Raw genomic sequence first — 20174 nt, forward strand, 5'->3', positions numbered from 1 at the left:
ATAAGGCCGCCGAGCGGGAACCTCGCTGATTCGCAGTTCGCCCGCTCACAGGAGGCAACGATGTTTTTCCACCGTCAGGAACTGCAGTTCAAATCCACCCCGGACCGCGCGGACGCCGTCTACGCGCGCAAGTTGCAGGAGGTGCTCGGCGGTCAGTACGGCGAGATCACCGTCGCGATGCAGTACATGTTCCAGGGCTGGAACATGCACACCCCCGGCAAGTACCGCGACCTGGTCTTCGGCGTCGGAGCCGAAGAGGTCGGCCATGTCGAGATGCTCGCGACGATGATCGCGCAACTGCTGGAGAAGGCGCCGCTCGGTATCACCGACGACGCCGTCCAGGACGACCCGACGGTCGCGGCCGTGATCGGTGGCACCGACATCCAGCACGCCATCGTCGCGGGGGCCGGCGCCCGCGCGGTCGACAGCATGGGTAACCCCTGGCAGGGCAGCTACATCACCGCCAGCGGCAACCTGCTGGCCGATTTCCAGGCCAACGCCAACGCCGAGATGCAGGGCCGGGTGCAGGTCGCCAGGCTCTACCACATGACCGACGACCACGGCGTCCGTGACCTGCTCTCGTTCCTGCTCGCTCGAGACACCATGCACCAGAACATGTGGCTGGCGGCCGCCGCCGAGCTGCGCGAGGAGGGCGCCGAACTACTCCCGGTCCCGAGCAACTTCCCGCAGAACAAGGAACACACCGAGGTCTCGTACCAGTACCAGAACTTCAGCGACGGTCCGGCCGCGAGTGAAGGCTCCTGGGCGAAGGGGCCGACACCCGACGGCAACGGCGAGTTCACGTACCACGACGGGTCGACGACCAGCGCGCCGATGCCGGCGCCCACCCGGCCGGACGCGCGGTTCTACGGCACGACCGACCTGCCGAACCTGATGGAGAAGACCGCGGGCAAGGTCCAGGACAAGCTCAAGAAGGAGTGATCGTGACGTCTTCGGCAGTCCTGGACAGCCGAAGGGCTCGGTAAGCAGGCAGTGGGGAGAGCGCGGCGAGTGTCAAGGCGAGCCACAATGTCGGGCGGATGCCGAGCCACTCGCCGAGCACTCCGCCGAGCAGAGCTCCGACCGGGAACAGGGCCATGATGAGCGTGCGGGCGCTGGCGTTCACCCGGCCGAGCAGTTCCGTGGGGCACAACTGCTGGCGCAGGCTGACCGAACTGATGGCGTAGACGATCTGTCCGAGCTCGCTGACAGCAGTGCCGAGTACGACGAGGCTCACTGACAACCCAGGCCGGGCAAGTGGTCCGAGCAACGCGATCGGCCCGGGCACGACCAACGACAACCAGACGATCCGCGCCGATCCGAAGCGGTTCGCCAACCGGGGAGTGAGGGCTGCGCCGAGCATCGCGGTGACCGAACCGACCGCGAGCAGTACGCCGACCGCTGCCGGTGACAGTCGCAGGGTGCGGACCAGGAAGATGTAGTTCACGGCGGAGGCCACGGCGAAGGAGAAGTTTCCGACCGCACTGGTCACGGTCATGGCCCGCAGTACGGGGGATCGGCTCAGGAAACCAAGGCCCTCTTTGATCTGTCCTGATAGCCGGGAGTGCTCCGGCTGCGGGGTGGGCTGAGGTTCGCGGACCTTGATCGCCAGCAGACAGGCGGCGGAGACGGTCAGAGCCATTGCCTGGATCAGCAGGACATTCGCGGAGCCGAGCCGCCCGACCAGCCAGCCACCGAGACCAGGCCCGGCGACCTGTCCGGAGGCCCGGACTGTTTCCATCGCGGAGTTGCCGGCGATCAGTCGCTGCTTGCCGACCACGTCGGGCAGGTAGCTCTGGTAGCCGACGTCGAAGAAGACCCGGGCCACGCCGATCAGCAGCGAGACCACCACGAGTTGAGTGACGGTGAGCCTCCCGAGCCAGGCCGTCACCGGGATCGAGATCAACAGGGCCGCGCGCGACAGGTCGCCGGCGACCAGGACCGGCCGGCGGCGTACCCGATCTATCCAGGCGCCGGCCGGCAGACCGATCACCGCGAAGGCCACGGTGCCGGCCGCAGTCACCAGACCGACTTGCAGAGGCGAGGCCCGCAGGGTCGACACCGCCAGCAGCGGGACGGCGATGCCACTGATCTGGGCACCGAACTGGCTGGTCGTCTGCCCGAGCAGCAACCACTGGAAATCACGCCGGGAACGTGAGCCTTTCCGCACGACAACCTCCGGGACGAGTGAGGAACGAACCCCACCCGAAACGCCGAAAATCGTCGCTAGGGGAGGGGAACATTACCAGACCGCCTCGGAGGTTGCCGGTTCCGTGCCGGCAAGGATCAGCGTGCCGACCCCCTGGCCCCGACCGGTCGCCGGGACAGCACGACACCCAGGAGGACCATCGCGAGGCCCAGCAGGAGATGCAGCCAGTTGTCGGCCGTGTTGAGCGGTACGAAGTTGGCCGCGCTGGCATGGTCGATCACCAGGCCGTAGACCCACAGCACCAGGTAGATGATCCCGCCGCCGATCAGATAGTTACGCGCGCCCGCGACGGACCGGGCCAGCAGGAGACCGGCGATGCCGAACAGCAGATGCACGACGTTGTGCAGGATCGATACCTGGAACAGGCCCAGGAGTTTGGCATCGGAGTGATGCCCGCCGAACATCATCGTGTCGTAGTTGGTGGTGATCCCCGGGATGAATCCCAGCACCCCGACGGCCAGAAAGGCCAGTGCGACCACCACGGCTGCCTTTTGAACCGTGGTCCTGGTCAGGTTTCTCGATGCAGCGTCAACCATGATGACGTCGTCCTTTCGCTGCAGCCGGTGATCGGTTCACCGGCGCGATGCCGAGCGGCATCTGCCGGCCCCCAGTGCCGCCGCGACGGCGTCGATTCGTCGAACTTGTGCAATCGTCCGACCGATTTCACCGCTGCCGGGACCGGGGCGTGGGAGGGTGGAGGCAGGCGGCCGGTGCGGACACCGGCCGGGACGGACAACAGGTGGGGACGGACGGGGTGACGGCGGATGGCTGAGCTGGATCGGACCACCTTGCTGGCCCGGCTGGCGAGATTGATCGCCGACGACGACAACGGCCTGCAGCTGGAGACGCGTCTTTGCCGTGCCTATCTGGCGATGATGTCGGGAGACGGCGCGGCCCTCACGCTGTCCTACACCGAGCCGGAGCGGGTGACGCTCTGTACGACCGACGATCTGGCGGCCCGGCTGGAGGACCTGCAGGACGTGCTCGGCGAAGGGCCCGGGCCGACGGCGTACGTGACCGAGCAGATCGCGGTCGCCGACCTGCGGGCCGAGACCGGCCAGTGGCCGCTGTTCACCGACGCCGCGCGCAAGGTCCCGGGCGCCGCGGTCCTGTACGCCATCCCGATCCGGCCGTGGAACGACGGTGTCATCGGGGTGCTGACGATCCATCAGCACACGACGGAGTTGCCGGATGCGGGTCAGGCGCAGTTCCTGGCGAGCGCGATCGGTGCCGCCCTGGTCAAGGACCCACCGGTCGAGTTCTCCCTCGGCTCGGGGCCCTGGACGACCCGGTCGGAGATCCATCAGGCCACCGGCATGGTGGTGGCCCAGTTGCGGATCAGCCCCGACGACGCGCTCGCGCTGCTGCGGGCGCACGCGTTCTCCCACGACATCACCTTGGCGGCGGTGGCCGAACTCATCACCAGCCGGCGCCTGCACTTCACCGACGACGCCGAAAGCGAGACTCCATGACTGCCGCTACCGCTTCGCAAGCGTTCGTGGACGCCGCCGCGGCCATGGTCCAGCAAGACGATGTCGCCGACACCCTGACCCGGCTACTGGCCGACTGCGCGAAGTTCACCGCCGCGGACGCGATCGGGCTCCTGGTCAAACACGAGGACGGCTCGCTGGAGATCCTGAGCGCCACCTCGCACCACGCGGCGCAGCTCGAGCTCTACCAGCTCCAGCAGGACTCCGGGCCATGCGTCGACGTGGCTCAGAACGGCTCCGCGTTGTCGGTCGCCGGCGATGCGGAGCTCGTCGAGCGCTGGGGTCGGGTGGGTGAGGCGATCATCGCCGCCGGATACCACGCCGTGCACGCGGTCCCACTGCGGTGGCACGGCCGGCTGATCGGTGCGATGAACGCCTTTCACAGCGCGCCGGAGACCGCCGACGGAGAGGCCGAGCAGCTGACCCAGGCCTTCGCGGACATCGCCGCCGTGGTGATCATCCAGTCCCACGAACTCACTCCCGGTCAGCTCGACGAGCGGATCCGGACGGCGCTGGCCGGCCGGACGGTGATCGAGCAGGCCAAAGGCGTCCTCGCCCAGCTCTCGCGCGTGGACATGGCCGCCGCCTACGACCTGCTCGTCCGGCGAGCAACCGACGGCGGCGTCAGCCTGACCCAGGCGGCGAACGGGATCATCGGGGAAGCGCGCAAGCGGCCGTGATCAGTACTGCGCCGCCGGCGCGGCCGATCGCTTGGAACGACTCTGGAGGGGTACCGGCCGGAAATGGATGATCGGGAACTGATGGAGGCTGCGGCCCGGCTGGTGAAGTCGCTGACGCCGGGCGACCTGGACCACACGCTGAGCCGGATCACGGCGGCGGCGGTCGAGGTCCTCCCGGAGGTGGAGTACGCGAGCATCACGGTCAAGCACAGCGACGGCCGGCTGGAGACGGTGGCGCCGACCGACGAGGTGCTGTGGGGTGTCGATGCAGCGCAGTACGACCTGCAGGAAGGGCCTTGTTACGAGGCGGCTGTCGACACGGCGCACGTCATCTCGCCCGACCTGGCCGCCGACGCGCGGTTCCCGCGGTACGCCACGACCGCCGTGGCGGTCGGGATCCGGGCCCAGGCAGGGCTCCGGCTCTTCGACGCACCGAGATCGCAGGGTGCGCTCAATCTCTACTCCACCGAAGTCGGTTCGTTCACGGACCTGGGATCGCTCGGGCAGCTCTTCGCCCATCAGTCGGCACTGGCGATCGGATACGCCCAGGAGGTCGACAACCTGCAGGTGGCGCTGCAGACCCGGCGGACGATCGGGCAGGCCATCGGGATCCTGATGGAGCGCTACAGCCTGACCGACCAACGGGCGTTCGCCTTCCTGACCAGACTTTCCCAGCACGGCAACGTCAAGCTCAACCGGGTGGCCGAGCAGCTCGTCGGCGATGCCGAGAACAAGGGCGAACGCGGTACGGGCCAGGATCGCTGACCCGGCCTCAAGCCGTGTAGTTGCCGCTCCGGAGCCCGGCGGCGATGTCGACCAGCAGCGCGTCGGTCGTGACCGGTTCGAGCTGTCCGCCTTGCCGCTGGCGCACCGCTGCCACGAAGTGCTCCGCGAGGACACGCAACGGAACTCTGCTGTTGCGCGAGTGCCAGGTGAGCATCGCGAACGCCGCGTCGGCCTCCAGCCCGTAGACCGCCATCAGGATCCCCTTCGCTTGATCGATGGTTGCCCGGGACAACAGCGCCCGGTGGAGCTGCCGTACTTCGGCCAGCAGGGTCTGCTGATCGGGCAGCGCGGCTCCCGGTGTGGCCAGCATCCCCTCGACGGCCTCGGCGACCGTCTCGAACGTCCGGAGCTGCTGGGGGCGATCACCGCAGAGCCGGTGCAGAAGCAGGCGCTGCGCCCGGCGGAAACCGGCGACCCCGACCGGTAACCCGGCCGCACTGTGGACGACGGCCTCGGCCAGCGCCGTCAGCCCGGTTTCGTCCGAAGGGGCGAGCGTCGTCGCGTCGATCAGGATGCGCTCGGGTCGCTGAGTCGACGCGTCGTGCAGGATCGAGCGCAGCGGCCGGCCCGAGCGGCTGGTGAGCCGGCCGATCAGCCGGGCGATCAGCAACGGGGGAGTGAAATCCAGGTCGACCTCGAGGTCGGAGCACGGCCGGGCCGCCCAGCGGAACCGTGGTCCGGGACTGTCAGGGGATGGTTGCACCGCAAATCCTCACTGGCGAGGTGGGATCCAGGCTGCGCACTCAACCTGTGTCCAAGGTAGGCAGGCCACGCGCTTTGCGTCCAGGCGAAGAGCGCCGTCGGCAACGGCCCGGATCAGGCGTACTGTCGAAGACATCCCATTCAGCTCCTCCGGACGGAGGGCCAGGACATGGAGCTGCGCGAACTCATCGCCGTGATGACGGACGTCGCCGAGACGCTGCAGTTACCGATCGACCTGACCGATGCCCTCGCCGTGATCACCCGCTCGGCGGCGGAGTCCGTTCCCGGGGTCGATCACGTCAGCATCTCGGTGACGGCGAGGAATCACCAGATCCAGACACTGGCCCCCACTGATCCGGTGGCCGTCCGTGCCGACGAACTGCAGTACACACTGCGGGAAGGTCCGTGTTACGAGGCGGTCCACGGCCGGCCGGTCGTCCAGGTGGACGACCTCGCCACCGACCCGCGCTGGCCGAGCTACGGAGCCCAGGCGGCCTGCCTGTTCGGGCTGGGATCGCAGCTGGCCTTCCAGTTCGAGGCCGCACCACACGTCCGGGGCGCACTGAACCTGTACTTCGACCGTCCGTCCGCGATCGACCCCGAAACCCGCCAGTTCGGCATGATGTTCGCCCGGCTGGTCGCGCTCGCGCTCGGCTGGGCCCGGCAAGGCGAGACGATGACCCGGGCGCTGCAGTCGCGCACCACGATCGGGCAGGCCGTCGGCATCCTGATGGAGCGCTACCGGCTGGACGACGACCGCGCCTTCTCCTTCCTGGTCCGCCTGTCCCAGTCGACCAACGTCAAACTCCACGACGTCGCCGCCGGCATCATCACCGACACCGTCAACCACGCCGGCTGACCACCGTTAGTACGCCGTACCGCGGGGTACCGGCGCGGCATGCCTACAGCGATAGTCACCGGTTCTGACAGCGGTATCGGCAAGGCGACCGCGGTCGCGCTGGCCAACGACGGCTTCGACGTCGGAGTGACCTGGCACAGCGACTCCGAGGGCGCCGAGCAGACAGCCAAGGAGGTTCGGTCGCTCGGCCGCCGCGCCGAGGTGCGGCAGCTTGATCTGCTCGATCTGCCTGCGGCCGCTGACGTCATCGACGACCTGGCCGACACGCTGGGCGGTGTCGACGTGCTGGTCGCCAACAGCGGAACCGGCACCAGCGAACTGGCCGTGGAGCTGTCCTTCGACGACTGGCGGAAAGTGTTGTCGGTCGATCTCGACGGAGCCTTCCTCTGCCTGCAGAGGGCCGCCCGCCGGATGATCCAGCAGGGCCGTGGTGGCCGGCTGATCGCGGTGACGAGCGTGCACGAGCACCAGCCACGGGTCGGCTCGGCGCCGTACGACGCGGCCAAGGGCGGCCTCGGCCTGCTGATCAAGACGCTGGCGCTGGAACTGGGGGAGTACGGGATCACCGCGAACGCGGTGGCGCCTGGTGAGATCGCCACCCCGATGACCGGCCAGGAAGACGAGGATCCGCGCGGTACGAAACGTCCCGGCGTACCGCTCGGCCGGCCCGGCGACGCGCGTGAGATCGCGGCCGTGATCGCCTTCCTGGCCTCACCGGGTGCTGCTTATGTGACCGGCGCGAGCATCGCCGCCGACGGCGGGATGCTCAACATGGGCCCGATGGCAGGCAGCCACCTCACCTCCGACGACTGGCGCCGCCCCTGACGGACCGCGGGTCGCCGATCGGTGTACGGGGTCCGGGTCCGGTGAGGCGATGGTCGATCAAGAGCGGTCGGCTTTCGCGCGGATGATCACGACTTCTTCCTCGTCGATGTCGGCGGGGATCGTGCCGGCCTGCTGCTGGGCGCGCATCAGCGGTCCGAGCGGTCCTCGGCGGCGGCTGCGCACCTCGACCTCGGTGAGCCCGGCTTGCTCGAGCCGGTTCACGGTCGTGTCGGTTCCGATCAGGGAGGAGTGCACGAGGAGCAGGGTTCCGCTGGGTCGCAGGTGCTCAGGCGCCTGATCGCAGAGGTTGTCGAGGACGATCCGGCCGTCGTGACCGGCCTCCCACGCGCGACTCGGCCCGCGGCGCGGGACGTCGGGTCTCGGGGACGGCACGTACGGCGGGTTGCTCACGATCAGGTCGAACCGCTCGCCCGCCACGGGTGCGAAGGTTCGCCCGCGGCGCGTCCGGACGCGCACACCCGATCGCCTCGCGTTCAGCTTCACGGTGAGGAGTGCGCGGCGGGACACGTCGACGGCCGTCGTCGTCGCACCGCAGGCCGCCGCGGTGAGGGCGAGAACCCCACTGCCGGTGCAGACATCGAGCGCCAGTGAGCCCGGACCGATGTTCTCCTCGCGGATGGCTTCGGCCAGCATCCAGGAGTCGGAGATCGGGGCGAACACCCCCGGCAAGGTCAGCAGCTTCATGCCGGGAACACCTCCGCCAGCCAGGGAACGACCCGTTGCGGCCCGAGCGCTCGCAACTGCTTCACCGGTGGGTTCTCGACCATCGCCCGTACGCCGTCCAGGCCGCCGGCCGCGTAGTGCTCGGCGCCGTCGATGAGGTCGTGCAGACAGCGACTGGTGGGCCGGGCCTCGCCGGTTCGAAGGTCGAGCAGCTCGCCGCCGACTCCGTCTCGCAGGGCGGCCCAGCGGTTCTCCGCGATCTTCCACGACGGCGTCGGTGGGCCGAGCTCGCCGAGGTGGTACCGGTCTGTCAGTTGGGCCGCGAGAGCTTGGACGAGCTGGGCGATCGCGCTGGTCTGCTCGGTGGTCGCCTGGACGTCGAGCACCCGGAGTTCGAGGGTGCCGTACCGAAGGTGCGGCCGGAGCTCCCACCACCATTCCGCGGCGTCCGCCACCGCGCCGCCGCGGGCCAGCCAGGCCAGGTCGTCGGCGAACTGCTCCCAGGAGTCGATGATCGGCGGCACACCTTGACGCGGGAGTTGCGAGGCGATCACCGGGCGTATGGAGCACAGACCGGTGTCCCGTCCGGCGGCGAAGGGAGCGGAGGCCGCCAGGGCGGCCAGTTCGGGCAGGAGATCGCGCAGCGCGTGGTACACCGCCAGCGTGCAATCGGCGTCGCCGAAGGCCAGGTGCACCTGCAACGACGAGACCAATTGCCGATTGATGACCTCGGGGTAGCGAGCGCTCAGGCCGGCGGCGCGCTCCGTACGGGACAGTGCGGTGGATCGGTCGAGGAGTGGATGGACGGGCGCCGCGATCGGGGCCAGCTCTGGATCGCAGGCGGCGGCGATCAGGGCTCGACAGGCGCGAAGCTCTTCGACAGCACCGGCGACATCGGTATGGACGGAGGTCGCGATCTCGAGCTGGCACGCCGGGAGCTCGGGTTTGACCCGGGGGTCGCCGACATCCTGGACCAGCCCCGCGGCATCTGCGGGCAGCCAGTTGTCCCGGCGTACCAGCAGAAGCTCCTCTTCGAAGCCCACGGTTCCCGGGACGGTGCTCGCGAACAACGACCGGAGCAGCTCCGCGTCGACCGGCTCGGCGATCGACGGCTCAGCGGTAGCTCTCGGTGGCAACTCGTCGAGCCCGGCCGCACCCAGGACAGGGTGGACGGCTCCCAGCTCTGCCGGTTGAACGGACCTGATGTCGGCCATGGAAGCCCCCTCCGTGCGCTGCTCACGCTCCGGACTCAGGCTTCCTGCTGAACCCAGCCCCCCGATACCCCGTTTCCTGCCGCCCCACACGTACCTGCCCGCGCGAAGGAAGCAATTGCCGGGAGCAACAGATTCTCAGGTCCAGTCGTAGCGGGTCTGGGAGGATCTGCTGCCGGTGGTGAAGGCGAAGGCTTTGTCCGGCTGGATCCGGTAAAGCTGAGCGTCCCCGCTGCGGACGGCGTCCGTCAGTTCGTACCAGGTTCCGTCTTCACGGGTGACCTGCCAGCCGTAGGCATCCTCAAAAGCAGTGGCCACCGCTTCTTTGGTGGACTGGTCGGTGATCAGGCTTGCCGTGCCTTCGATGACGTAATCGGTGCCGGTCAGGGTTTCCGTTCCCGCGGTGATCACACAGTGCTGGTTGGCCGCGAGATTCCTGGCTTTCTGTTCGTCGGCGCCGGTGGTGAACCACATCGCCCCGAGCGTCCAGACCGCCAGCAACGGTGTGACGTGCGGGCGGCCGTCACGGCGTACGGTGCAGAGCTGGAACTTCTGGATCCGGCGCAGGGCGAGCTCGGTCTCCTCCCAAGGCGTCAGGTCGGCGCCGGGCGCCGAGAACGGACCAAGGCTCGCTTGAGGTGGTGTCGGGGTCTTGTCCACAGAACGTCTCCTTCTGGTGTCGGCCTCGCGCGCGGGAGGTCAGTGGTCGGCGGCGAGGTGATCGGCGAGGATTTCGGTGACTGACAGGGCAGCGTCGAAGCTCGGCGTGAGGCGGGTTTTGGTGAGGGCGAAGGCGACTCCCCGGACCGGGTCCGCGTAGGCGTAACTTCCGCCGCCGCCGGGCCATCCGAAGGCTGTCGAGTTCTCCTCGGCGGGGGCGCCGATTCTCCCGATCGGATAGCCGAGCGTCATGCGCGCCGGCGTACCGAAGACCTCGTCCGTGCCCTCGAACGCGATCTCCGTCAGGAGTGCGGGGTCGAAGAGTTTGCCCTGGAGGACGGCGTTGTACATCGTGGCGAGACCGTACGCCGTGGCGGTGCCCACCGACGGTATGTCGGCACCGAGGATCTCGGCGTCGTTGCCGAGCTCGGCGCTGGGCCGGCTCTCCCAGGGCGCCAGGATCGGATCGTCGTCCTCGGGATCGGCAGGCCACTGCTCGGGTTGCTGCTCCAGGCGCGCCAAATCCGGCAGTACTTCGTGCGGTACGGCGAAGTACAGCTGCCCCTCGATGCCGAGGGGCGCGGTGATCCACTCGTGAAGTAGTTCGTGCACTGGTTGCCCGGTCGCGCGGCGGGCGAGCTCGCCGACGAGATAGCCGAAGGTGTAGGAGTGATAGCCCATGGCCGCACCCGGTCGCCAGCGCGGTTCGGCGGCGGCCAGCGACGCACAGACCGTGGACCAGTCGGGAAGTTCGCGCGGCGTGATCTCGGGTGGCATCGCCGGAAGACCCACGGTGTGGGTGAGCACGTGCCGCAGCGTCGCGGTCGCCTTGCCCCGTACGCCGAATTCGGGCCACACGTCGGTCACCGGAGTGTCGTAGTCCAGATCACCGCGCGCGACGAGCAGGTGCGCGAGGGTGGCCGCCACATTCTTGGCCGTGGAGAAGCTGAAGATCGGCGTACGGGAGGTCAGCGGCCGCCCGGTACCCGCGTCCGCCGTACCGGCCACCGCATCGACGACCAGCTCGCCGTCGCGATACACAGCAACCTGCACACCGGTCTCGATCCCAGCGTCGACCAGCCTGTCGATCTCGCGCTGGATCTGCTCCTGTATGCCCATCTCTCACTCCCAACACTCGCTCCCGTCAGACAGTAACGTCGGAGCCGGCCACCCAGCCTCGACATCGTGTCCTCGGCGTCGCGGTGCGGACAGTTACGTGGTGTGCTGCTGCCGGTGCGGACCGCGCTGATTTGTGCCGCGGTTGGCGGGTACTGGTGAGCTGCTGGGGGAGTGACCGGAGTGGACTACAAGTTCTGCTCCGCTGAAGCAGAGCAGCACGAACTGGCCGACGGGTAGGGGTGTCATGCGTTTCCTGACCTGGAACGTGGGGGGACGGTTCGACGACCACTGGCCGCGGCGGCATCGCGCGATCGTGGATGCGATCCATGCGCAGAGTGTCGACTTCGTGGCGCTCCAGGAGACCTGGTCCGCGGACGGTACCAGTCAGGCGGACATGCTCGGGGCCGAGCTGAGGATGTCGTCGACGTTCGCCCCGTCGCGGATGCCGCGCGACCCGGATCCCGGCGTACAGCTCGGTCTCGCGGTTCTGAGCCGGTACCCGTTCCTCGGGATCGAGCGACACCCCTTGGCGGGCGACACGATCGCCGTACGGGCGGAGATACGTCTCGGTGATCGCAGCCTGCATTTCCTCACCACGTGTCTGGACTGGGACGAAGACCACGACGCGCAGCGCGCTGAGCAAGCCGGTGCGCTGCTGGAACTGGTCGAGAAGCTGTCGGCGGTGGGCGACAAGGTGTTCGTGGCAGGCAATCTGAACGCCCCACCTGATCGGCCCGAGTTCATGCGGCTGCTCTCGGTGCTGCACGACTGCTCACCGGACGACACCAGCTACAGCTCACACAACCCGTATCTCGGTCAGGGGGACTGGCTCGAGGATCAACGGATCGACTATGTCCTGTCCGCGGACACACCCAGCCGGTACCGGTCGTGGCTGGCGGGACTGAACGAGGACGGCGGCCTGCCGCCGTCGGACCACTACGCGGTGGTGGCCGACATCGCCGTCACCGACTGACCTCGCACGGCCGGGACGCCCGCGCGCCGCAATGATGCCATTAGCAACCAACAGGTCCACGGGCTGAGTTCGTTCGGCTCCGGCCGGAAAGATCGTGCTATCGGTGGAGGGCCGCCCGGCCCGGGTCAGACCAAGGGATGAGGCCGCTCCCGACCCGAGGCCGATGGCAGCGTGGCCGGATCCGCCTAAGTTCTCCAGCATGGTGAAGGCGGAGGGGAACCGGATCGCGTGGGCGGATGTTGCCAAGGGCATCTGCATCCTGCTGGTCGTGTTGTGGCACGTGATCATGAAGCACTATCTGCAGCTCGACTGGCACATCGGTGGCCGGGCGCGGGGTCTGTGGGGAACGCTCGGCGAGCAGCTGCTGCCGCTGCGGATGCCCTTGTTCTTCGCGGTTTCCGGGTTCTTCGCCGTCCGCGCGGTTCACCGTCCCTGGTCGGCAGTGGCCCGCACCAAGGTGGCGAAATTCTCCTACCTCTACGTCCTCTGGCTGGTCGTCCACACCGCCGTCCTCGCCCTCGTGCCGGACTTCGCCACCGAGCGTGCGGACGGCGCGCTGAAGTTCCTTGCCCAGTTGACGATCACGCCGTCGAACCTTTGGTACCTGTACGCCCTCGCGCTCTACTTCGTGATCGCCAAGGCGACCCGCCGCGTGCCGCCCTGGGTGGTGCTCGGCCCGGCCTTCGTCTTGTCGGCAACGGCTTCGGCCGGATTGCTCGACGTGCCCGGCGACCGCGGCGGCGTCTACCAGAACCTGGTCTTCTTCCTCGCCGGCCTCTACGGCAAAGGCTTGATCGAGGACCTGGCAGCCCGGGCAAGCTGGCGACGACTGTTCCTGATCGGTACGCCGTACGTCGTGCTGCTCGCCGTGATCGCGGTCTTCGACGCGAAGACCTGGTTCGGCCTGTGGCCGCTGGTGAGCGCGGTGGCGATCGTCCTCGGCGTCACGGCCGCCGGTCTGGTGTCCCGCTGGGAACGCCTCGCCACAGCACTCACCAGCATCGGCCGCCGGACTCTCCCGATCTACGTCATGCACCTGCCCCTGCTGGCCTTGACCCACGCGGCCCTGATCAAACCCCTGTCGTCGGCAGGCCCAGCCATCCAATGGACCGCCGCGATCGCAGAGCCGGTCCTACTCACGGCCCTCCTGACCTACCTCTGCCTCTTGCTCCACCGCCACCTCCCCGACGTCCTCTTCGACCTCCCCTTCGCGACCCGCACCTCCGCCGCGGTCGAGCCGGCGCGCGCCGAAGCGTCGGCCTCTTGAGGACGGCCTGCGGCTACGGACCGAAACTTGGCCATTGCCCTCGGTGGGAGGTGGCGCTATGTTAGCGCTAACACTCGCTCCGCCCCGTTTTCTCCGATCGGCAGCACCTGGCCGAAGCACGCCGCGGTGACGCGACCTGGCGTGCCGCTGAGTCATGTCCCGGTCGGGGGATCCGGCAGTGGTGCTCGGATGCAACGGAAGGATCAGCAGATGGCACGAAGGTCGAGATTCTTGCTCCCGCAGGCGGCGCTTGCCGTCGCCGGCGCGCTCGTCGCGAGCCTGGTGGTCGGCGGCGGCACGTCCCAGGCGGCCACCCAGGGGCCGTGCGACCTGTACGCGGCCGGTGGTACGCCGTGCGTCGCCGCGCACAGCACCACCCGGGCGTTGTACGGCTCCTACACCGGCCCGCTCTACCAGGTCCGGCGCGCGTCGGACAACGCCACCCGGGACATCGCCCCGCTGACCGCGGGCGGCGTTGCGAACGCCGGCACGCAGGATTCGTTCTGCTCGGGAACCACCTGTCTGATCACGATCATCTACGACCAGTCGGGCCGCAACAACCGCCTGACGCAGGCGCCGCCCGGCGGCTTCAGCGGCCCGGCCGCGGGTGGGTACGACAACCTCGCCAACGCCACCGCGGCACCGATCACCGTCGGCGGCCACAAGGCGTACGGCGTCTATGTTGCCCCCGGCACCGGTTACCGCAACAACAACACCAACGGCGTCGCGACCGGTGACCAGTCGGAGGGCATGTACGCCGTGTTCGACGGCACCCACTACAACGGCGGCTGCTGCTTCGACTACGGCAATGCCGAGACCAACAGCCGCGACAACGGCAACGGCACGATGGAGGCCATCTACTTCGGCAACAGCAGGTCGTGGGGCTCCGGTGCCGGCAACGGTCCGTGGATCATGGCCGACCTCGAGAACGGCCTCTTCTCCGGGGTGAACACGGGGAACAACGCCAACGACCCGACCATCAGCCACCGCTTCCTGACCGCCATCGTCAAGGGCGGCCAGAACCGCTGGGCGATCCGTGGCGGGAACGCACAGTCCGGTGGCGTGTCGACCTTCTACAACGGGGTCCGTCCCAACGCCCCGGGCTACAACCCGATGAAGAAGGAGGGCGCCATCATCCTGGGCATCGGCGGTGACAACAGTGTCGGTGCTCGCGGCACCTTCTACGAAGGCGTGATGACGTCGGGCTACCCGTCGGACTCGACCGAGAACGCGGTCCAGGCCAACATCACCGCGGCCGGCTACGCCACGAACTCCAGTGGAACCGGCCTGACGCCCGGCTCGGCCGTTTCCCTGCGCGCCACCACTGCCTGCTGCACTGACCGCTACATCCACCACACCGGTTCGACCGTCGACACCGCGGTCATCGGCAGCGGCAGCTCCACCACCGAGAAGGCCAACGCGTCCTGGACCGTACGGGCCGGGCTCGGCAACAGCTCCTGCGTGTCCTTCGAGTCCAGGAACACGGCCGGGCAGTACCTGCGGCACTACAACTACAAGCTTCAGCTGCAGGCCAACGACGGGACGTCGCAGTTCGCTCAGGATGCGACGTTCTGCCCGGAGGGCGGCCGCAACGGTCAAGGCGTCTCGCTCAGATCGCTCAACTTCTCCGACCGGTACGTCCGGCACTACAACAACATCGTCTACATCGCGGCCAACGGGGGCTCGAACGCCTTCGACAGCATCAACGCGTACGCCGACGACGTGAGCTGGCTGGTCAGCTCACCCTGGGGCTGATCCCGGGCGACCGCCTGTCGGCTTCGAGTCTGAACGACTGTGATCGATTCTGTTCGGCAACTGGCCGACAGGCGGCGGCACGCGTGAGGGTGGTCGAATGTCGATCGCGCACCAGTGGCACGCCCTGAGTCCGGCGATCCGGTCAGCGGCGCTGGACTCGGCCAGGGACCGCGTCGGCGTACCGGAGCTGCGGGAGCGTGCCGTTTGGGAATCGCGGACCGCGTCCGCCCGGGCTGCGATTCTGGCCCGGGCGGACTCGGATCGCGGCAAGCCGTGGCCGCACACGTTGCTGTCCGACTTCGCCCGCTACTGGCGTGACGGAGTGCGTACGGCGTACGAGGGGCCGGCGGGGGAGTTGCGGCAGAGGACGAGTACGGCTGTTCTCGCCGCCGTACTGACTGCGGATGAACAGTACGTCGACGAAGCGGCCGACGGACTGTTGTTGCTGTGCGAGCAGACGACCTGGTGCTGGGCCGCGCACGAGTCGTTCGCGACGGCCCGGCAGGAGGTGGTCGCGGACCCGGCCGAGCCGTACCTGGATCTCGGTGCGGCCGAGACCGTGGAGATCCTGGCCTGGGCCGACCTCGTCCTCGGTGCGGCGCTGGACGAGCGCGTACCGGGGCTGCGCCGGCGCCTGCGCGAGGAGGCACGCCGACGCGTACTCCAGCCCTTCGTCGACGACCGTCGCTGGCACTGGCTCGGCCTCGACGGTCACCTGCACAACTGGAACCCCTGGATCCACGGACACATCCTGGCGGCAGCCCTCTTCCTCGAGACGGATCCGGCCACGCGCGCGCAGGTGGTGGAACTGGTCGTCGACGGTCTCGATCGCTACCTTCGCGCCCTCCCGGCCGACGGTGGGTGCGACGAAGGCTACGCCTATTGGTGGAACGGGCCCGCTCGCCTGGCGAGCGCACTGGAGTTGCTCGATCGGGTAACGCAGGGCGCCTTGCATCCCTGGCACTGTGACCCGCTCCCGGAGGTTGCCCGGTACCCCCAGCGGATGGCGCTCGGCGATGACTGGTACGTGAACGTCGGTGACGGTCCGGCGAGACCCAGCCCCCGACAACCCTGGGACGTGCTGCACCGCTGGGGCCGGAGAAGTGGCGATCCTGCCGTCATGGCGCAAGCAGTTGCCCACCGCAAGGAACTGCCGGAGGTCGGTCTCGGTCGCGCATTGTTCGCCCTCGTCGACGACGACTGGTGGCAGGCCGAACCCGGACCGCTGCCATTGCCCCGATGGAGTTGGCTCCCGGATGTGCAACTGCTGGTCACCCGGCAGTACGACGGCTCCGCCGACGGCTGGGCGCTGGCGGTCAAGGGCGGCCACAACGACGAGAACCACAACCACAACGACGTCGGTTCGGTCATCGCGGCTCTCGATGCGGCGCCGGTGCTGATAGATCTCGGCCAGCCGACCTACACGGCGATCTCGTTCTCCGAGCGTCGCTACGAGCAGTGGGTGGTCCGCAGCGAATGGCACAACGTGCCCGTTGTCGACGGCAAGCAACAGGAACCGGGCCGGCAATGGCGCGCCACCGACTTCGCCGTACGCCGGGACGCCGGTGCCGAGGTCGACCTCTCGGACGCCTATCCGACCGGGCAGCTCCGGAGGGTGGCCACGCTCGACCGCGGTGAGCAAGCCGTTCGGATCGTGGATTCCTGGGCAGCGGAGACCGAGATCGCCGAGCACTTCGTGATCGCGGGACGACCCGTCGGCCACGAGGCCGGCCGGTTGGTGATCGAGACACTGAGCGGCGGTCTGGCCGAGCTGGGGTGGGACCCTGGTCTCGGGACCGGGCGACTGGAGACGCGGGCGGTCGACGACGACCTGCTGGCAGGCGTCTGGGGCCCGGCTGTGCATCGCTTGATCATCGACGTCGGCGCGGGCCGGCGGACTTTCGGACTGACGCTGACGAGGAGTACCCGTGACTGACGCCGGCTTCACCGGCCTGACCCGCGAGGCCTGGGGCGTGGCCGCCGATCGGCTGCTGCTCTCGTTGCGCCCCTGGGCCGCACCTGATCACGCCCGGATCGACCTGCCGGGACCGAACAGCGCCTACGGTCCGGACAGCGATTCGCTGGAGGCGTTCGCACGATCCTTTCTGCTGATGGCGATCCGGCTGAAAGGTGACGACGGCAACGATCCGCACAACCTGGCCGAGTGGTACGCCGACGGTCTGCGGGCCGGGACGGATCCCGCGTCACCGCACGCCTGGCCGCGCCCGGACCAGCTCGGCCAGGCGAAGGTGGAGGCCTGCTCGGTCGCGCTCGGGCTGCACCTGTCCCGCCCCTGGTTGTGGGACCGGCTGAGCGACCTCGATCGTGAGCGGATCGTTGCCTGGTTGGGGACCGTGGTCGGTTCGCAGTACCCGCCGATCAACTGGGTCTGGTTCCAGATCGTCGTCGAGACCTTCCTCAAATCGGTCGGCGGCCCGTGGGCGCCGGCGGACATCGAGAGCGGCCTCGCCGTGCACGAGTCGCTGTACCGCGGCGACGGCTGGTACGCCGACGGGCCGGAGCGCGCCTTCGACCACTACAACGGCTGGGCACTGCACGTCTATCCGTTGCTCTGGGCATCGATGGACCCGGAGCTGTGCGACCCGGCCCTGGAGAAGGCCTGGCGGGACAGGCTTTCCGCGTTCCTGACGACCGCGGCTCACCTGGTCGGTGGCAACGGGGCGCCACTGGTCCAAGGCCGGAGTCTGACCTATCGCTTCGCCGCCGCCGCGCCCTTCTGGATGGGCGCGATCACCGGCGCCACCGACCTCAGCCCCGGCGTACTGCGTCGCGCCGCCTCCGGAATGCTCGGCCATTTCCTCGACCGCGGTGTGCCGGACCAGCGCGGACTGCTCAACGTCGGCTGGTACGCCGAATGGCCGGCCATCGCGCAGTCGTACTCGGGCTTCGGTTCGCCGTACTGGGCCGTGAAAGGCATGCTGGGCCTGATGCTGCCGGCGGACCACCCGGTCTGGACAGCCGCCGAGGAACCCTTGCCGGTCGAGCGTTCGGACTTCACGCTCGAGCTCCCCGAGCCCGGGTGGATCGTCAGCGGGACCCGCGCCGACGGAATCGTCCGAGCCGTCAACCACGGCACGGACCACTCGGTGGCGGGGGACGAACGGGCAGACTCACCGTTGTATGCCCGCCTTGGATATTCGACCCACACCATGCCACCGATGGCGAAGCCGTTCTGGGCGCAGCCACTCGAGAACAGCATCGGCATAGTTCATCCCGAGCTCGGATTGTCGCACCGGAACGGATTCGTCGGTATCGGGCCGAACGTGTCGATCGCGACGACGCACTGGGTGCGGACGGACGACGACCAAGGACCCGAACACGGCTCGGGTCGCGGGGGAGCGGTCATTGCAGGGCCGCGGATCGCGATGGGGTCGCTGCTGCGCGGAAGCCACGAGATCCGGGCCGCGCTCGTCGACCCCACCGCGGAGTTGGCGCCGGACCAGGTCCTGGAGCTGTCCGGCTGGCCACTGTCCGCGGACGACCCGCCAGAGGGTGAGTCGGTCGACGGCCGCGCCGAGGTCCGGGCTGACGAGCTGGTGTCGTCCGTCGAAGGACGGATCGGCTTCGAGACGGCCAACCGGAGGCACACCCGAGAATCGAGTGCCCTCGGCAACCACACTGCTGTTCCGCTGTTACGTGGACCGGCCGTCGCCGGGCAGCTCTTCGTTGCCGTCGTCTCCCTTTCCGGCGCCGCCTCGGAACCTCTTCCACAGCTCCGGATCGGCGGCCGGGAGATCGAGGTCAGTTGGTCCGACGGCGACTCGGAGCCCTTGTCCCTGGACGTCTTCTAGCCCGAGCGAGCCATCGTCGAGTCCCGGATGATCAACTCCGGGATGATCAGGATCCGTTGCGTCGGCCGGCGCCGGCCCTCGCTGAGCCGGGCGACCATCTGTTCCACCGCGGTCCGGCCGACCATCGGTTTCGGCGGCCGGATCGCGGTCATCGCCGGCTCCGCGAGATGCGCGATCTCGTCGTCGTAGGCAACGATCGCCAGCTCTTCGGGAATCCGGATGCCTTGCTCCGCGCAGTACTGGGCGACTGCCATCGCGTCCGGGTCCGAATGGATGACCAGGGCCGAGATACCCGCCGTACGGCAGCGGTCGAACAGCTGGGCGATGATGTCGCGGTGACCGGGCTGGTCCATGTTCACGGACTCGCGGATGACCAGATCGGCCGGGATACCGAGGTCGGTGCAGACCACGTCCCAGCCGGCCGCGAGGTGGGCCGAGGTCGGGCTGCCCTTGGACAGCAGCAGGCCGAGATTGCGGTGCCCCTGGTCGTACAGGTGCCGCACGGCGACCTCGACGCCGAGCGCGTGATCGCTGCGCACCCACTCGACCTGGTACTTCGTCCGCGTCCACCGCGGCGGCTGCCGCTCGACCAGGATCACCGGCACCGGCAGCTGACCGATCCAGTCGATCATCTCGGCGACATCGCCCTCCAAGTTGGGCGCCAGCAGCAGCCCCTGCACCTGCTGGGCCTCGATCAGCCGGGTGATCTGGCGGCGGTCCTCGGCCCAGTCGTACGTCGATCCGCGCAGCTGGATCGCCACGCCCAGCGCGGCCGCTGCCGACCGGGCCCCACCGACGATCGGCGGCCAGTAGTAGTCCAGCGAGGGGACCACCATCCCGATGGTGAACCGGGGCGAGGCCGGGCCCCGGCGGCGCGCAGGTGGTGCCAGGTCGGTCGGCAGCGTGGCGCCGCCGTGCACCTTGGTGAGCAGGTTCTGCGCGGCGAGCGCGGCGATGTCGCGCCGGATCGTCAGCTCGCTGACGCCGAGCAGCTCGGCCAACTCCTTCACCCGGACGGCCCCTTCGCGGCGGAGCTCGTCCATCACCCGCTCATGGCGCTGCAGGCCGAACAGCCGGTCGTCCGACACGGGCACCAACCTCCGATGTTCGAATCTGTACGTTTGCGAACGATCACGGACGAG

19 protein-coding genes are annotated in these 20174 nt (G+C 68.7%); 11 read left to right on the plus strand and 8 right to left on the minus strand.

What is annotated here, in order from left to right; genetic code table 11:
* The first annotated feature begins 60 nt into the window (after window positions 1–60).
* Window positions 61–942 (plus strand): manganese catalase, encoded by an 882-nt coding sequence (locus EV138_RS31340; RefSeq protein ID WP_133983466.1) that lies wholly within the window; start codon window positions 61–63, stop codon window positions 940–942.
* Here EV138_RS31340 and EV138_RS31345 read toward each other — a convergent pair.
* Both EV138_RS31345 and EV138_RS31350 read right to left on the minus strand, forming a co-directional pair.
* Complete coding sequence (locus tag EV138_RS31345; RefSeq protein WP_133983468.1) at window positions 929–2170, minus strand: MFS transporter; 1242 nt, start codon at window positions 2168–2170, stop codon at window positions 929–931. The two genes, EV138_RS31340 and EV138_RS31345, sit on opposite strands and share 14 nt — an antisense overlap.
* A gap of 116 nt (window positions 2171–2286) precedes the next feature.
* Complete coding sequence (locus tag EV138_RS31350) at window positions 2287–2745, minus strand: DUF4383 domain-containing protein (protein ID WP_202867018.1); 459 nt, start codon at window positions 2743–2745, stop codon at window positions 2287–2289.
* Window positions 2746–2973: 228 nt separating this feature from the next.
* On the opposite strand from EV138_RS31350, the gene EV138_RS31355 reads away from it, so the two are divergent.
* From EV138_RS31355 to EV138_RS31365, 3 genes are all read left to right on the plus strand, one after another.
* Window positions 2974–3681, plus strand: coding sequence for an ANTAR domain-containing protein (locus tag EV138_RS31355; RefSeq protein WP_133983470.1), 708 nt, complete (start codon window positions 2974–2976; stop codon window positions 3679–3681).
* A complete protein-coding gene (locus tag EV138_RS31360; protein ID WP_133983472.1) occupies window positions 3678–4379 on the plus strand; it encodes a GAF and ANTAR domain-containing protein in 702 nt (233 codons plus the stop codon). The genes EV138_RS31355 and EV138_RS31360 overlap by 4 nt, the downstream gene beginning before the upstream one ends.
* 63 nt (window positions 4380–4442) lie before the next feature.
* Window positions 4443–5144 (plus strand): GAF and ANTAR domain-containing protein, encoded by a 702-nt coding sequence (locus tag EV138_RS31365; protein ID WP_133983474.1) that lies wholly within the window; start codon window positions 4443–4445, stop codon window positions 5142–5144.
* Between the two features lie 7 nt (window positions 5145–5151).
* Here the strand turns inward: EV138_RS31365 and EV138_RS37760 are convergent, their stop codons facing one another.
* Entirely contained in the window at window positions 5152–5868 is a 717-nt protein-coding gene (locus EV138_RS37760; RefSeq protein WP_202867019.1) for an ANTAR domain-containing protein, read from the minus strand.
* 168 nt (window positions 5869–6036) lie between these two features.
* Between EV138_RS37760 and EV138_RS31375 the strand changes: the two genes are divergently transcribed.
* The gene (locus EV138_RS31375; RefSeq protein WP_133983476.1) at window positions 6037–6726 is read left to right on the plus strand and encodes a GAF and ANTAR domain-containing protein; all 690 of its coding nucleotides are present in this window, start codon (window positions 6037–6039) and stop codon (window positions 6724–6726) included.
* Window positions 6727–6765: 39 nt separating this feature from the next.
* Window positions 6766–7551: an SDR family oxidoreductase gene (locus EV138_RS31380; RefSeq protein WP_133983478.1), complete on the plus strand. Its 786-nt coding sequence runs from the start codon at window positions 6766–6768 to the stop codon at window positions 7549–7551.
* A gap of 57 nt (window positions 7552–7608) precedes the next feature.
* On the opposite strand, the gene EV138_RS31385 is transcribed toward EV138_RS31380, so the two are convergent.
* The 4 genes from EV138_RS31385 to EV138_RS31400 form a co-directional block, all read right to left on the minus strand.
* Window positions 7609–8256: a HemK2/MTQ2 family protein methyltransferase gene (locus EV138_RS31385; RefSeq protein WP_133983480.1), complete on the minus strand. Its 648-nt coding sequence runs from the start codon at window positions 8254–8256 to the stop codon at window positions 7609–7611.
* Window positions 8253–9449: a carboxylate-amine ligase gene (locus EV138_RS31390; protein WP_133983482.1), complete on the minus strand. Its 1197-nt coding sequence runs from the start codon at window positions 9447–9449 to the stop codon at window positions 8253–8255. Before EV138_RS31390 ends, EV138_RS31385 begins: the two co-directional genes overlap by 4 nt.
* Before the next feature lie 135 nt (window positions 9450–9584).
* Window positions 9585–10106 carry a pyridoxamine 5'-phosphate oxidase family protein gene (locus tag EV138_RS31395; protein ID WP_133983484.1) on the minus strand — a complete coding sequence of 174 codons (522 nt, stop codon included), beginning with the start codon at window positions 10104–10106 and terminating at the stop codon, window positions 9585–9587.
* A gap of 39 nt (window positions 10107–10145) precedes the next feature.
* Entirely contained in the window at window positions 10146–11225 is a 1080-nt protein-coding gene (locus EV138_RS31400) for a serine hydrolase domain-containing protein (protein WP_133983486.1), read from the minus strand.
* A 244-nt stretch (window positions 11226–11469) separates the two neighbouring features.
* Here EV138_RS31400 and EV138_RS31405 point away from each other — a divergent pair, with 244 nt between their 5' ends.
* The 5 genes from EV138_RS31405 (at window position 11470) to EV138_RS31425 (ending at window position 19032) form a co-directional block, all read left to right on the plus strand.
* The gene (locus EV138_RS31405; RefSeq protein ID WP_133983488.1) at window positions 11470–12198 is read left to right on the plus strand and encodes an endonuclease/exonuclease/phosphatase family protein; all 729 of its coding nucleotides are present in this window, start codon (window positions 11470–11472) and stop codon (window positions 12196–12198) included.
* A gap of 199 nt (window positions 12199–12397) precedes the next feature.
* Window positions 12398–13465, plus strand: coding sequence for an acyltransferase family protein (locus EV138_RS31410; RefSeq protein WP_202867020.1), 1068 nt, complete (start codon window positions 12398–12400; stop codon window positions 13463–13465).
* Window positions 13466–13675: 210 nt separating this feature from the next.
* Window positions 13676–15220: an alpha-L-arabinofuranosidase B gene (locus tag EV138_RS31415; RefSeq protein WP_133983492.1), complete on the plus strand. Its 1545-nt coding sequence runs from the start codon at window positions 13676–13678 to the stop codon at window positions 15218–15220.
* Between the two features lie 97 nt (window positions 15221–15317).
* The gene (locus tag EV138_RS31420) at window positions 15318–17156 is read left to right on the plus strand and encodes a heparinase II/III family protein (RefSeq protein WP_133983494.1); all 1839 of its coding nucleotides are present in this window, start codon (window positions 15318–15320) and stop codon (window positions 17154–17156) included.
* Window positions 17149–19032: a DUF2264 domain-containing protein gene (locus tag EV138_RS31425; RefSeq protein ID WP_133983496.1), complete on the plus strand. Its 1884-nt coding sequence runs from the start codon at window positions 17149–17151 to the stop codon at window positions 19030–19032. Before EV138_RS31420 ends, EV138_RS31425 begins: the two co-directional genes overlap by 8 nt.
* On the opposite strand, the gene EV138_RS31430 is transcribed toward EV138_RS31425, so the two are convergent.
* Window positions 19029–20120, minus strand: coding sequence for a LacI family DNA-binding transcriptional regulator (locus tag EV138_RS31430; RefSeq protein ID WP_202867021.1), 1092 nt, complete (start codon window positions 20118–20120; stop codon window positions 19029–19031). The genes EV138_RS31425 and EV138_RS31430 overlap by 4 nt on opposite strands.
* Between the last annotated feature and the right edge of the window lie 54 nt (window positions 20121–20174).

Origin of the sequence: Kribbella voronezhensis, assembly GCF_004365175.1 — a bacterium.
GTDB lineage: Bacteria > Actinomycetota > Actinomycetes > Propionibacteriales > Kribbellaceae > Kribbella > Kribbella voronezhensis.

Excerpts from the sequence above, each read along its gene's own strand:
- EV138_RS31340 (WP_133983466.1), top strand. The coding sequence starts at position 61 with ATGTTTTTCCACCGTCAGGAACTGCAGTTCAAATCCACCCCGGACCGC.
- EV138_RS31350 (WP_202867018.1), bottom strand. The coding sequence starts at position 2,745 with ATGGTTGACGCTGCATCGAGAAACCTGACCAGGACCACGGTTCAAAAG.
- EV138_RS31355 (WP_133983470.1), top strand. The coding sequence starts at position 2,974 with ATGGCTGAGCTGGATCGGACCACCTTGCTGGCCCGGCTGGCGAGATTG.
- EV138_RS31360 (WP_133983472.1), top strand. The coding sequence starts at position 3,678 with ATGACTGCCGCTACCGCTTCGCAAGCGTTCGTGGACGCCGCCGCGGCC.
- EV138_RS31365 (WP_133983474.1), top strand. The coding sequence starts at position 4,443 with ATGGATGATCGGGAACTGATGGAGGCTGCGGCCCGGCTGGTGAAGTCG.
- EV138_RS31375 (WP_133983476.1), top strand. The coding sequence starts at position 6,037 with ATGGAGCTGCGCGAACTCATCGCCGTGATGACGGACGTCGCCGAGACG.
- EV138_RS31380 (WP_133983478.1), top strand. The coding sequence starts at position 6,766 with ATGCCTACAGCGATAGTCACCGGTTCTGACAGCGGTATCGGCAAGGCG.
- EV138_RS31385 (WP_133983480.1), bottom strand. The coding sequence starts at position 8,256 with ATGAAGCTGCTGACCTTGCCGGGGGTGTTCGCCCCGATCTCCGACTCC.
- EV138_RS31390 (WP_133983482.1), bottom strand. The coding sequence starts at position 9,449 with ATGGCCGACATCAGGTCCGTTCAACCGGCAGAGCTGGGAGCCGTCCAC.
- EV138_RS31400 (WP_133983486.1), bottom strand. The coding sequence starts at position 11,225 with ATGGGCATACAGGAGCAGATCCAGCGCGAGATCGACAGGCTGGTCGAC.
- EV138_RS31405 (WP_133983488.1), top strand. The coding sequence starts at position 11,470 with ATGCGTTTCCTGACCTGGAACGTGGGGGGACGGTTCGACGACCACTGG.
- EV138_RS31410 (WP_202867020.1), top strand. The coding sequence starts at position 12,398 with ATGGTGAAGGCGGAGGGGAACCGGATCGCGTGGGCGGATGTTGCCAAG.
- EV138_RS31415 (WP_133983492.1), top strand. The coding sequence starts at position 13,676 with ATGGCACGAAGGTCGAGATTCTTGCTCCCGCAGGCGGCGCTTGCCGTC.
- EV138_RS31420 (WP_133983494.1), top strand. The coding sequence starts at position 15,318 with ATGTCGATCGCGCACCAGTGGCACGCCCTGAGTCCGGCGATCCGGTCA.